This is a genomic window from Psychrobacter sp. FME5 (assembly GCF_014861375.1).
In the GTDB taxonomy this organism is placed as follows: Bacteria; Pseudomonadota; Gammaproteobacteria; order Pseudomonadales; family Moraxellaceae; genus Psychrobacter.
Window position 1 is genome coordinate 1 of record NZ_RRYX01000090.1, and the last position, 12,498, is coordinate 12,498.

General features: G+C 40.9%; 15 protein-coding genes. 8 read left to right on the plus strand and 7 right to left on the minus strand.

Annotated elements, in window-relative coordinates:
• A partial coding sequence (locus EI161_RS10870; protein ID WP_192528726.1) for an IS1 family transposase occupies positions 1–140 on the plus strand: 140 nt, incomplete at its 5' end.
• 75 nt (positions 141–215) lie between these two features.
• Here the strand turns inward: EI161_RS10870 and trxC are convergent.
• From trxC to EI161_RS10885, 3 genes are all read right to left on the minus strand, one after another.
• Positions 216–653, minus strand: coding sequence for a thioredoxin TrxC (gene trxC, locus EI161_RS10875; RefSeq protein WP_192524052.1), 438 nt, complete (start codon positions 651–653; stop codon positions 216–218).
• 98 nt (positions 654–751) lie between these two features.
• The gene (locus tag EI161_RS10880) at positions 752–934 is read right to left on the minus strand and encodes a DUF2892 domain-containing protein (RefSeq protein ID WP_192524051.1); all 183 of its coding nucleotides are present in this window, start codon (positions 932–934) and stop codon (positions 752–754) included.
• Between the two features lie 160 nt (positions 935–1,094).
• Entirely contained in the window at positions 1,095–1,967 is an 873-nt protein-coding gene (locus EI161_RS10885; protein WP_192524050.1) for an MBL fold metallo-hydrolase, read from the minus strand.
• Positions 1,968–2,251: 284 nt separating this feature from the next.
• Between EI161_RS10885 and EI161_RS10890 the strand changes: the two genes are divergently transcribed.
• The 5 genes from EI161_RS10890 (at position 2,252) to EI161_RS10910 (ending at position 6,578) form a co-directional block, all read left to right on the plus strand.
• Positions 2,252–2,623: an ArsR/SmtB family transcription factor gene (locus tag EI161_RS10890; RefSeq protein ID WP_263972265.1), complete on the plus strand. Its 372-nt coding sequence runs from the start codon at positions 2,252–2,254 to the stop codon at positions 2,621–2,623.
• An 85-nt stretch (positions 2,624–2,708) separates the two neighbouring features.
• Positions 2,709–4,418, plus strand: a complete 1,710-nt coding sequence (locus EI161_RS10895; RefSeq protein WP_192524049.1) for a SulP family inorganic anion transporter — start codon at positions 2,709–2,711, stop codon at positions 4,416–4,418.
• Between the two features lie 325 nt (positions 4,419–4,743).
• On the plus strand, positions 4,744–5,070 hold the full coding sequence (locus EI161_RS10900; protein ID WP_192524048.1) for a beta-lactamase hydrolase domain-containing protein: 327 nt from the start codon (positions 4,744–4,746) through the stop codon (positions 5,068–5,070).
• 130 nt (positions 5,071–5,200) lie between these two features.
• Positions 5,201–5,533, plus strand: coding sequence for a TIGR01244 family sulfur transferase (locus EI161_RS10905; protein ID WP_192524047.1), 333 nt, complete (start codon positions 5,201–5,203; stop codon positions 5,531–5,533).
• A 184-nt stretch (positions 5,534–5,717) separates the two neighbouring features.
• Positions 5,718–6,578 (plus strand): bile acid:sodium symporter family protein, encoded by an 861-nt coding sequence (locus EI161_RS10910; protein WP_192524046.1) that lies wholly within the window; start codon positions 5,718–5,720, stop codon positions 6,576–6,578.
• Between the two features lie 85 nt (positions 6,579–6,663).
• Here EI161_RS10910 and EI161_RS10915 read toward each other — a convergent pair whose 3' ends face one another.
• The 4 genes from EI161_RS10915 to ahpF all read right to left on the minus strand — a co-directional run bounded on the left by EI161_RS10915 (position 6,664) and on the right by ahpF (position 11,222).
• Positions 6,664–7,488 (minus strand): hypothetical protein, encoded by an 825-nt coding sequence (locus EI161_RS10915; protein ID WP_192524045.1) that lies wholly within the window; start codon positions 7,486–7,488, stop codon positions 6,664–6,666.
• A gap of 80 nt (positions 7,489–7,568) precedes the next feature.
• Positions 7,569–8,402 carry a hypothetical protein gene (locus EI161_RS10920; protein WP_192524044.1) on the minus strand — a complete coding sequence of 278 codons (834 nt, stop codon included), beginning with the start codon at positions 8,400–8,402 and terminating at the stop codon, positions 7,569–7,571.
• Between the two features lie 54 nt (positions 8,403–8,456).
• Positions 8,457–9,194, minus strand: coding sequence for a hypothetical protein (locus tag EI161_RS10925; protein ID WP_192524043.1), 738 nt, complete (start codon positions 9,192–9,194; stop codon positions 8,457–8,459).
• A 450-nt stretch (positions 9,195–9,644) separates the two neighbouring features.
• Positions 9,645–11,222 (minus strand): alkyl hydroperoxide reductase subunit F, encoded by a 1,578-nt coding sequence (gene ahpF / locus EI161_RS10930; RefSeq protein WP_192524042.1) that lies wholly within the window; start codon positions 11,220–11,222, stop codon positions 9,645–9,647.
• Positions 11,223–11,865: 643 nt separating this feature from the next.
• On the opposite strand from ahpF, the gene EI161_RS10935 reads away from it, so the two are divergent.
• Both EI161_RS10935 and EI161_RS10940 read left to right on the plus strand, forming a co-directional pair.
• On the plus strand, positions 11,866–12,114 hold the full coding sequence (locus EI161_RS10935) for a YdcH family protein (RefSeq protein ID WP_192524041.1): 249 nt from the start codon (positions 11,866–11,868) through the stop codon (positions 12,112–12,114).
• A 112-nt stretch (positions 12,115–12,226) separates the two neighbouring features.
• Positions 12,227–12,498 (plus strand): IS1 family transposase (locus EI161_RS10940; RefSeq protein ID WP_192529291.1); only part of this gene is annotated, 272 nt, incomplete at its 3' end.

Consider the following 12,498-nt stretch of genomic DNA (forward strand, 5'->3'; position numbering starts at 1 on the left):
GTATAGAGGGTAATAACTGTCGCCTTAGACACCGATTAAGACGAGCGGTTAGAAAGACTTGTTGCTTCTCAAAAAAGCTTGATAATCATTTTAAAGTGTTTGATTTGGTGTTCTTTTACATCAATTATGGCTACGTCTGATGCCAGCATACTTTTTAGAACACCACCTTATCGCGTATTGGCTTTTTTATTGTAGAGAAGATTTTAAACAAACCATTAAGCTTGCAGGCTTCGCACCCACTGGACAATTTGGTCGCTCGGTAACGCACCTGATTGGCGTGCGACTTCCTTACCATGTCTAAATGCAACCATGGTTGGTAAACTGCGAATGTTATACGGTGCTGCCGCTTGCTCGTATTTATCGGTCTGTATTTTGGCAAAGACCACTTGCGGCAGCTGGCTGGCAGCGGTTTTAAACTCTGGTGCCATCATTAGGCACGGCTGACACCAGCTTGCCCAAAAGTCTACGATGGTCAATACATCGTTTTTTTGGATGACTTTACTCACTGTTTGGGCATTTAATTCATGAGGACTGGCAGTCAATAATGACTGACCACATTTACCGCACTTTGGCGCAGCGCTTAGCTTTTCAGAGGGTATGCGGTTGGTCGCTTGGCAATGCGGACATACAAGATGGAAGTTTTGCTCACTCATTATTGGACTCCTTGAAAATAGCAGAGGCGCCCGTCAAACAAAGCGCCCATACTTACTTATTCATTTATGATAACTTTTATCATCGTTTTAATCGCTGTTTAACGTTTGCAAGTATTCATACCCAGCACTCTATACAAAGGACAAAAGCGGAATAGCCCTGTTAGTAAAGGAACCAGACCAATCACACCCCACCAGCTTTGGAAATACAAACCCAAACCGATAATCACGACACCAACGATAATACGTAATAAACGTTCAGTACTTCCGATATTCATTTCCATGGCTAAATCCTCACGTGTCATTGAACAAATCATAGAAAACATACTAGCCATTTTTTTATATTATAGATTGATGGTACATGACTAGTATGCTGATGGCTGGTATTTTTATTGTGCGTGCATAACTGTTTTCTTATTTATTTTTGCTAAAAAAACTTTAATTTTATTGCCCGAGTACATTAATAGGTACTTTTAAATAACGAGTACCGTTGTCTTCTGGTTTTGGAAAGTGACCAGCATCAATATTGATTTGTACCGACGGAATAATCAGACGCGGCATCTCAAGCGTGGCATCGCGGCGCTCACGCATCTCTACGAACTCCGCTTCATTAATACCATCTTTTATATGAATATTACCGAGCTTTTGCGCTGCTACAGTGGTGGTTGGGCAATGCTTGCGCCCTTTACTAGGGTAATCATGGCACAGATACATGATGGTATCATCAGGCAAGGTCAGCAGCTTTTTGATAGACTGATACAAGGTTTTGGCATCCCCTCCTGGAAAGTCACAACGCGCTGTACCGACATCAGGCGCAAACAAAGTATCACCAACGAAGACCACTGTCTTTTCATCATCAGCGGCAAGGTAGGCCATGTCAGCCCTTGTATGACCCGGCACATACATAGCCGTAATCGTGATGCCGCCAAGTGTTAGCGTCTCACCATCATCCGTCAAAATATCGAACTGACTGGCATCCGTACGGAAGCTGGTATCAAAGTTAAAGATTTGCTTAAATATTTTTTGTACTTCTGTGATATGTTGACCAATGACCAATTGTCCACCGAGCGTTTCTTTTACGTGAATGGCGGCTGATATGTGGTCAGCATGGGCATGGGTTTCTATGATATAAACCAGCTCCCAACCGTGCTCACGAACGAAGGTAACCACCTCGTCAACGCTAGCGGTAGCCGTACGCCCCGATTTAGGGTCAAAATCCAATACGGGATCGATAATGGCACACACTTGCTGCTGAACATCGGCAAGTACGTGGGTAAAAGTTTCTGTGTCGCTATGTAAGAAAGAATGAACTTGCATGGCTACCTCTTTGCTTTTATATGAATGTTTTATTTTTTAATAAATTCTTACGTATAATAGGTCTGCGTTTATAAGATTTGGATCTACCTATTCACTATCTATGTATAACAATATAGCAACTACTAAACAATTTATCAATTTATATAATGTAATTAATGATAACTTGATATAAATGATAATATCATTGATAATTAACTATATAAGCCCAAACTTTATCCATACACTCTCTATCTTCTACTTATGTCTCATATAAGGAGCTCGCTCTGACTACTTCTACTTCAGCATTGAGCACATCTACCTCTGGTGATATTGATACGATATCACCTAGCGTAGCAGACTTCGCACCGAATGACCTTGCTGAGCAAATGCAGCAAGCATCGATGCAAGCCAGCCAGTTGTTAAAATCGCTCTCGCATCCTGATCGTTTACTACTTTTATGTCAGCTGACTCAAGGTGAATACTGTGTCAGTGAGCTTGAGAGTTTGGTCGGTGTTGGTCAACCAAGCTTATCGCAGCAACTTGGTATCCTACGTAAAGATGAGCTGGTCACAACTCGCCGCGAAGGCAAGCAAATCTACTATAGTATCGCTAGTGACGATGCTTTAGCAGTACTACAGTTACTGTATGAGCGCTTTTGTAACAAAACGGACGGTTAATTTACGGGTTAAATTTTATTAAGACCTTTTAGTTAACACAATGCTTGGCTGCAATTCACCTTTTTTATTATGATGACATATAACTATGCCTTCTATCGCCGCTCGCCTGATTCCTGCTTGGTTACGTCAATACCAACTGTCTGCCTTACCAACTGACATCATCGCAGGGATTGTGGTCGGTGTACTCGTTATCCCGCAAAGTTTGGGCTATGCGGTGTTGGCAGGACTGCCACCCGTTTATGGCTTGTATGCAGCTATTGTGCCAGTCGCTGTTTATGCGTGGCTAGGCTCTAGCAATGTACAAGCAGTAGGTCCTGCAGCTGTTACCGCGATCATGACCGCCAGTGCTTTACACCCTTATGCGGATAAAGGCGCTGAGCAGTACGTCCTGATGGCAGGCTTGCTGGCATTTATGCTGGGCGCTATTTTGTGGCTCGCAGGGAAGCTCAAATTGGGCTGGATTATGCAGTTCATTAGCCGCGGCGTGTCATCGGGTTTTATTAGTGGTGCTGCCGTACTTATTTTTACCAGTCAGCTCAAATATTTGACCGGCATACCTATCGCTGGAAACGGCTTAATCGGTTACTTATCGAGTATGCTGATGTATGCTCGCCAGTTACATCCATTGACACTACTCATTGGAGCAACTGCCTTTATACTGATGGTTATGAACCGTTACGGTAGCAAATGGGTATGGCGGTCTTGGTTATCGCCTTCTTATGCTAAATGGGCGGAGCGGCTATTTCCGCTCATACTTCTCGCTATCGCTATTGCCCTTAGTAGCAATCTAGATTGGACCACAAATGGCGTAGCAACAATCGGTAGTGTTCCACAAGGACTGCCAACTTTTACATGGCCTTATTTGCCAGACTTTCATGACGCCCTCAATTTATTGCCGACTGCAGGATTAATGGCGCTCATTGCCTTTGTATCTAGCAGCTCAGTCGCCAGTACTTATGCGCGTCTGCGTAATGAGACATTCGATGCCAACCGTGAGCTGACAGGATTAGGGCTTGCCAATATCGCTGGTGGTTTTTTCCAAAGCTTTCCCATCGCTGGTGGTTTTTCGCGTACCGCTATCAACGTTGAATCAGGCGCAAAAACGCCACTGGCGAGCTTAGTAACGGTACTGGTTATGGTTGCCGCTTTGATAGCATTTGGCAATATCCTTGCGCCACTGCCCTATGCTATTTTGGGTGCGACCATCATGGCTGCTATCATTGGTCTTATCGATATGACGACCTTGAAGTCTGCCTGGCAACGGGATCGCTTAGATGCCGCCAGTTTTATGGCAGCATTTGCTGGTGTGCTGATATTCGGCCTCAATACCGGCTTGGTAATCGGTATTATGGTATCTTTTGCCAGTTTGATTTGGCAATCGAGCAAACCACACGTTGCTGTAGTTGGTCAATTGGCAGGGACAGGGCATTTTCGTAATATCAATCGTCATGACGTAGTAACTTTTCATAATTTATTGATGCTACGTATCGATGAAAGCTTGTTCTTTGGCAATAGTGAATCCGTCCATCGTAATGTGATACTAACCACACGGCAATACCCAGAAGCTCATGAAATCATTCTTATTATGTCAGCAGTCAATCACATCGATTTGACCGCACAAGAGATGCTTATTAGCCTCAATCAAGAGCTTTTGAGCCAAAATAAGCACTTAAGCTTTAGCTTTATCAAAGGCCCAGTGATGGATATCATTGAAAGTACACCAGTCATTACCCGTCTTTCTGGACAAGTCTATTTAAGTACTATGGATGCGGTGAATGCGCTGAAAGACATCTAACTACATAGCCAGATGACTTTCAAACAACTTGTATAATTGATTCACTTTAAAGCTGATACGAGTGCTACCAACGTATCGTTTTTATGTAGAACTGCCTATATATTTAATGTGTCACGATAGATATTGTCTGTGACAAAATATAGATATGATAAAAGCTGTGTTATTCTAAATTGGTATAAGCCGTGAAAACCACGGTCTGTAGAAAAAACCCTTAACCTATAGCCTTTAGAAATATAGCCTTTAGAAATATAGCTTTTAAAGAATAGCACTTAGCTACCACACTCTATATCCAAACGCCTTTTAATATACGCGACCGAAATGACTTATGACCGATAATTTAACGATTTACAAACAGATTTACCCGAGCCAATGTATGAAGATAGCGGAGCTTGGCTATCGTTCTGTGCTCAATATACGCCCTGACGCTGAGACAGAAATGCAGCCCAATAGCTGTGATTTTACCAGTGCAACAACAAAAGCCAATCTAACTTATCACCATCTACCATTTGATGATGAACGATTAAGCATGGCCACTGTCGAGCAGTTTGCTGATTTTTACCGTTCGATGCCCAAACCCATTCTTATGTTTTGTGGTACAGGGGCCCGCGCCAAACTGCTTTATCAAAGTGCTCTCATGCAAGGGCTGCTATAAAACTGGCTATAAAAATACGATAGCGTTTACATATGGTATCTTTAGAAAGCTGTCCATTCAGCTTAGTCTAAGGCTCAGTACTTCTATACCAAATACTCCACTTTTCATATAAAAACAATAAGGAGCTCTTATGAGCCATCAAGTTAGCATTACCGGACAAATCACCCCTGACCAAGTACCAATGATTGCCGAAAATGGCTTTAAAACCATCATTAACAACCGTCCAGATGGTGAAGAACCCAATCAGCCAACCAGCGCTGAGATTGAAGCAGCAGCTAAAGAAGCAGGGCTTGCTTATAAAGAAGTGTCTTTTGCCGGTAGTGAACTCAATCAAAACCACGTTGAAGAGTTTGCCGATTTCTTTAATCAAGCCGAGCAGCCAATGTTAATTTTTTGCCGTACCGGTAATCGCTCGACAGGTATTTATGAGGCAGCAAAGAAAATGGATTTGTTAGACGACTGATATCATAATCAATAACTTAAAGCAATAAACCAAGAAGCCCATATAAATATATGGGCTTTTATAATATTTAAGACTATATTATTTAAAACCATATTTTAACTGCTAAAAGCGATACCGCCACAAGGAATGTGGGCTATTAAAAAGGTCATTCGAATATGACCTTTAATTTTACAAGGAATGTTTTATGAGTAATAGTGTGTTAGCTCTACTGCCTTTAGCCCTTGCCTATATTATGTTTACCTTAGGGACAGGTCTAAAACCCAGCGACTTCAAGGTCATCGTTAATCATCCCAAAGCGTTTGTTGTCGGCTTAGTGAACCAAGTCATTTTTGTGCCTTTGGTTGCTTTAGCTGTCGTATTAATGATGTCTCCGCCACCAACTATCGCCTTTGGTATCATGCTGATTAGTTTTTGCCCGGGCGGTGTGACCAGTAATATGCTTACCTTTTATGCCAAAGGCAATGTGGCGCTGTCGGTAGCACTCACTGGTGTGGTTAGCCTGTTATCAGTTGTGACCCTACCCATATTAATCACGCTGGCTTTTAATCACTTTATGCAAGACCAAGCAGGCTCTATCAGCGCGGTAAAAATTGGCGTAGTGATGTTTTTATTGACGGCTTTGCCAGTTAGCATTGGTATGCTTGCACGCTATAAATTCACTGACTTTATGATGCGTAGAAGCGGCATCCTAAATGGATTAGCCAGTATCTTCTTTGTATTGATTGTCTTGGCTGCCATCGCTTCTAACTGGCAATTATTACAAGAGCAGTTGGCATCTATTGGGCTAGAGCTTGTCTTCATCATTGTGGTTTTATTTGCGTTGAGTATTTTGACCTCTAAAGCAATGAAGCTTAGCTGGTTCGATAGCAAAACCATCTCCATCGAAACCAGTATTCAAAATAGTACGACTGCCATCACCTTAGCACCTATCATCATGGGAACAGCCGTTGGCCTACCTGCTATCGCTCTGCCTGCTGCTGTCTATGGCGTATTGATGTATGTGATTGCGCTGCCAGTTATTGCTTTGATTCGGAATAAAAACTAAACCTTGTATAGCGTTTGATCGTAGTTTTGACAAAAACTATTGATAGCTGGCCATTCATAATGTCAGCATATTTTTGGAAGCTAGCCTAATAATTATCTTTTAATGGATAGTCATTAGGTTCTATATAACCTTTGTCTTTTTGATAGTTGATGTAAAAAATACTATTTTTATAGGTTTTACCCTGATTATATCCATTCACAGTTAGCTTTAGACGGTAAAACCCGTTTACCGTTTTACTGGTATCAATTTCTAAATCAGCACTTCTATCATTACATAGACGCTGCCCCTGACCACCACAACCGTCTGAACCACCACTATCAAAACCTGCGCCAATCCAGTTCTCTATTATACCGCGACCATCTGGCGTCAATATGACAAAGCTTGTACTGGTGTAACCTTGATGCGTATCACCATGCTCGTTCATAAAGCCCCACGTATTTGGGGCAAACTGTTCTAAATCCCAACCCCCCAGGCCAAGCCCCCAACTACCTGCATTCATATAAGGATTGGCCGACTCAACTTGCCAACCTTCACCTTTAGGCTTTAAAACAAACATACCGACTAAACCACTAGCGCCATGACCACGTAAAACTTCTTTACCATTTTTATCAAAGCTAACATCACCTGTAATCAATATATATAAGCGTTTACCTTTATCCGTCTCTATGACTTTTTGCCTATCGATATCGATGCAATAGCCTGTCATATAAGGTTCTCTAGTTAAACCATTGACTGAACCAGAAGGAGCAATCGCACCATGACACCCTAATGCTTCGTTATAAAGCGGATAGTACGGCTTGAGGATATCCATTACACTATCAGCAGCAGAGGCTATACCGCATATCGATGAGACTATAATAACGAACGCTACTTTTCTTAAGCTGAGTAATACTAAATTAGATTTGAACATCTTAAATACTTCCCTTGAAGCTCTCAAAAAAGTTGTTATCGTTCATTTTTATGAAACACAAATATAGTTATGAATATAAATCAAAAGCTGACATCTTTCATTGGATAATCATTGGGTACTTGATACCCTAATCGGGGCTGATATTTAATCATATAGACTTTATTTTTATATACCTTGTCATCTTCAAAACCATTTAGCGTAACCTCTAACGGATAAAACCCATTAATTATCTTCTTCTTATTAACGCCTAGTTTAGCTTTTAAAAGTGTGCAGGTATCGGCATCAGGATTGCTACAGCTTCCTGCTGACCCAGCTCCTGCATTAGAATGTTCATACTTGGCTTCTACCCAGCTTCTTCTAATACTACTATCGTCTGGAGTAAGTAACACAAAAGCCGAGCCTGAATGAACCCAATGCGAATCACTATGAATGTTAATAAATCCCCACTTATCAGGGGCAACTTGTATCAGCTTCCAGTCTTTTAGCCCTTTACCAAAAGCACCTGCATTCATCGCTGGATTGGCGGATTCTACCTCCCAGCCTGAACCTTGTGGTTTTAGAACAAACATGCCTACTAGACCAGAAAAGACATGTGCCCCATATGCTTCGCTACCGTCTTCATTAAAACCTATGTCACCAATAACTAATACATACAATCTTTTGCCTTTTTTAGTTTCCATCTCTAGTTGTCTATCAATCTCAATGCAATATCCGCTTTGATAAAACGCGCCTTCACCACCTGATGAGCCATCATTAGCAATAATACCTCGACACTGCTTTGTCTCATTATAGATAGGGTAATACTCTTTAATAATTTCATTAACGCTTTTCGCTGAGGCAACATTTGATAAGCTCATAAGCATAATTGCACCAATAGCGCTGAAAGTTATTTTTGCTACTTTAGATTTTGCCATGTTTTCTCTTCTCTCATGAGGTTAAATTTAACGCTTATAAATGTTCTAGCCCATCTAGTTCTCTAAACCTATAGGATAGTTATCAGGTATCTGATAGCCCTGACCTTTTTTATAATAAAAGGTATAATTTGCATTTTTATAAGTCTTATTGTTTTTGCGACCGTTGACGGTAAAGTGTAGAGGATAAAAACCATCAACGACTTTACTCGTATCAATGTGCTGTAGTTTGGCTTTGATATCATCGCAGACCCGTTTTACCTCATCGCTACAAAGATCAGTATAAGCACTAAAATTACTATTATTGATGGCGCTTTTTATAATATTTTGCCCATTAGGCGTTAATATAACCAAACTGGTTTCTACATAGCCCAAATACTCGTAACTATCCTCATTTACAAAGCCCCAAGTATCGGGAGCAAAGCGCATCAACTTCCAATCACGTAGTCCCATACCTTGTGCACCCGCACTCATAATAGGACTTGCCAATTCTATTTTCCAGTTGTTACCATTTGGCTTTAAGACAAACATACCCACCAAGCCTTGGTAAAAAAGAGCGTCATTACTGTCTCTCAATCCCTCATCATGCTCACCAAATTTTATATCGCCAGTGACTAGTACATAGAGACGTTTGCCTTTATTAGTCTCAACCATAACTTGACGATCAATTTCAACACAATGACCCGCTTTGTTATCTTCATTAGAAAAGACACCATAAAAACTTGAGTCAACCACCACACTTTGGCACTTAAGTTTCTTATTATAGAATGGATAATAAGGCTTCAAGAGATTCATAAGAGTGTTGTTTGATATAGGGCTATTGATTTGAGATGTGTTCGCTAATGCCTGACTGCCGCAAAATACACAAGCGAAAGTAGCTACTAAGGTTATACGCTTTAAAATTGATGTGTTAAATGGTGCAAAACAAGCTCCTTTCACTGTAGTATCTTCGATAATCAATCTAGCTACACTCTACACAATTTACACTGCCAAACATACGTCAACTTATAGAGTTTAACAAATAGTTAATCATTTTCCATAAAAAAAGCCACCTCAAAAGAGGTGGCTTCTAAAACTAGCTTTAGAGCTAGATAACTTACTGCATTACTAAATATTCAAACGCTGATAATGCCGCTTTTGAACCCTCGCCCTGAAAGCCGTTAAAAAATTGCATGTCAATTTTAGGCTTGCAAGGAAAATCCTTTCAATAGGATTTTCAATGGGCTGGTTGATATTAAACTTAACTTACTGCATAACCAAATATTCAAACGCTGATAATGCCGCTTTACTACCCTCACCCATCGCAATATTAATCTGCTTAAAGGGTACGGTAGTCACGTCACCACAAGCAAAGATACCTTTGCGATCGGTACGGCAACGCTCATCAATCTCAATCTCACCAAAGCGGTTTAAGTCAACAAAGCCTTTGATAAACTCAGTATTCGGTACCAAACCAATCTGGATAAACACCGCTGAGATATCAAGCTCTTTGGTTTCATCAGTGTTGCGATCTTGATAAACGATTGAAGTCACTTTACCATCGTTTGCTTTAATTTCTTGGGTCGCTGCACTGGTAATGATATCGATATTGCTATTTTCTTTGGCTTTATTAATCAATACTTGGTCAGCTTTTAGGTCATCCGCAAACTCAAGCACAGTCACATGTTTAACGATACCGGCAAGATCTAACGCCGCCTCAATACCTGAATTACCGCCACCAATGACGGAGATGTCTTTACCTTTAAAGAACGGACCGTCACAGTGCGCACAGTAAGCCACGCCTTGACCTATGTTTTCATCTTCACCAGGGACACCAAGCTTACGCCACTGCGCACCAGTCGCCAAGATAATACTACGCGTCTCAAACGTCTCACCCGTGTTTAGGTTGATGGTGTAGTTTTCTTCTGCCGTCTCACCGATTTCTTTGACACTAACGTGTTCTTTGAGCGTGATATTATACTCATGCAAATGCTTTTCAAAATTTGCCGACAGTTCAGTTCCCGTTGTTAAAGGCACAGAGATTAAGTTTTCGATATCTTGGGTGTCTTTCACCTGCCCACCAATACGGTCAGCGACCATGGTTACTTTTAAACCTTTACGAGCGGTATAAATCGCGGCGGCAACACCAGCTGGACCCGCACCAATAATGGTGACATCTTGCTGCTCGAGTTGCTCAGTATCATCACTAGCCTCGCTTAACAAATCAGGAAATTGCTCTTGCAACTTCTCAATCAATTTTGCCGTGTCAATAAGACCATTGGCAAATGGCTTACCATTTAAAAATACCGCTGGTACCCCTTGGATATTATTGGCATCGACTTGCTCTTGGAATAATGCACCATCGATCATCTCATTACTGATGTCATCGTTCAGTAGCGCAAATTGGTTCAGCGCTTGCACCACTTCTGGGCAGCTGTGACAAGATAGCGATACATAAGTCTGAAACTGTAACGGCTTATTAAAGCGCTTAATCAGTTTTTGGATACCCTCATCCAATTTTAGCGTATGACCACCCGCCTGCAAAATTGCCAAAATTAACGAGGTAAATTCGTGCCCACCCGGGATACCACTGAATACGATACCGGTGTCAGTCAACGTGTCATCAGCATGGCTGACGACTTTAAAGCTAATGGGGCTTGGCAGACTGTCATCATTGGTTGACGCATCAAAATTAATCTTGTCCGTAGTGCCTGCAACTTTAGTTAAGAAATCAATCAATTCTGCACGTTTTGCATGCTCACCGCTGCCCAATACAAAGGTAATTGGACGGGTCATGTTTTCGCTATAACTTTTTACAGCATCTAATAAACTTTTATCTATCATGTTTGTTCCTCATCATTACTGAATATGTAACGGCAACGGTTATATTGCACGTTTAAGTAGGAAATACTTGGTACTAATTATTTTATCTGACACGTTATACGTAATAGGCTTATGCCCTTTGATGGCTCTATTATCATAGGTTTAGCGATTTTGGGCAAGCGGAGAAACTCAAACCTTACGTTTTATAAAACCAATCATAAATAGGTATAATAAATTAAATTTAAATATATAGACAGATAATAGCCATGGTATCTAGTGATTTTTTTCGCTACAATCGAGTAAGACAGATAAGAAAAATTCCTATTTGTCTCATTGCAGATTCGCTGTTATGCATGCTTTTATGTATATTTATTAAAGGCATTTTCTGCTGGTATTAAGCCTTATCGCTGTTTCTGAATGTTGAACACACTTCAACTAATACCATTCACAAAAATTAGAGTAGCAAGGAAAACGAGTGTAAGTACTACGTCTTGTGGACTAAACGAGTTTGAAGCCGCTAATCGTACTTTTTGGGTTTGGTATAAGATAGCGGCTTGGCTTAATCAAAATCAAGTCTCAAAATCATAGCAATTCATCACAGCAATCTTCACTACCATGCGCCAGTGCTTAACGCATGACAGCGCTTCATAACAAGGATGACCACATGAGAAAGACTGATACATGGCAAGACAACAGAGAAATTATTGCCGAGCTGAAACAAAAAGACAGCCACTTTGCGAGTATTTTTGATGAGCATACTAAGCTGGATCAACAAATCAATCAGCTTAATAAAGATGCGGTTCAAAACGCCAGCCGCGATGATGAAATTGAGCAAATGAAAAAGCGCAAACTACAGCTCAAAGATGAAATATATAAGATAATTGATAAAAACAAACTGCAATCTCACGCCTAATACTGAGCTTATAATAGACATACGAATATAAAAGCAGTTGGTGGTGTGTCAGAAAGTATGCTGAAGAAATAAAGGAGGGTGACAGCCAAAGCAAGATGATATATTTGAGGTTATGAAGACACAAATAGATATCAGCTGCCCCGACTGTCACAGTCCCAGTTTAAAGAAAAATGGCAAAAAAAGCTATGGCAAGCAGAATTATCAATGTAAGGACTGCAAACGTCAGTTTATTGGCGACCATGCATTAACTTATAACGGCTGTCACTCTAAAGTGGAAGAGCTTATACGGCTCATGACAGTTAGAGGCTGCGGTGTTAGAGACATAGCTGTTATAGCCTCAGTCAGTATCGGTAAAGTATTGAGCACCATAGGCTCATCTGTTTA